This is a genomic window from Rhodococcus sp. ACPA1 (assembly GCF_002300195.1).
Classification (GTDB): domain Bacteria; phylum Actinomycetota; class Actinomycetes; order Mycobacteriales; family Mycobacteriaceae; genus Rhodococcus_F; species Rhodococcus_F opacus.
Genome location: NZ_NSDX01000032.1, coordinates 1 through 430, shown reverse-complemented (window position 1 = coordinate 430; position 430 = coordinate 1). Strand labels below are relative to the sequence as shown.

The 430-nt window shown below is 67.4% G+C and carries 1 protein-coding gene; it reads left to right on the top strand.

What is annotated here, in order from left to right:
* On the top strand, window positions 1–430 hold a 430-nt coding region (locus CJ177_RS46530; RefSeq protein ID WP_179443481.1), incomplete at both ends, for a gamma-glutamyl-gamma-aminobutyrate hydrolase family protein.

Genomic DNA, 430 nt, shown 5'->3' with positions numbered 1-430 from the left:
GACTTCTCGGACCGGATCGCCAGGGCCGGAGGGATTCCGGTGAACCTGCCCTACGATGCCGACCCGGAGGCACTCTGCCATTGGCTGGCGGGCGTGGTCATCACCGGAGGCCAGGATGTTCATCCCGCGTACTGGGGTGGGGATCTGTCGGTGGTCCGTGACATGGATCCACGGGATAATCCGATGGTCCACGACCCCGAGCGGGACGAGTACGAGATCGCGCTCGTGCGTGCCGCACTCGCCAGACATATCCCGGTGCTCGGGGTGTGCCGGGGCCTACAGATCCTGAACGTCGCTCTGGGCGGCACGCTGATCGCGGACCTGCCGCCCGGCTCCGTCGGGCATCAGTCGAGTTCGCCCCCGCTCACCGACGGCGCCGACGACCACAAGGTGACGTTCGAGCCCGGCTCGATCGCGGAAGGTCTGTTCG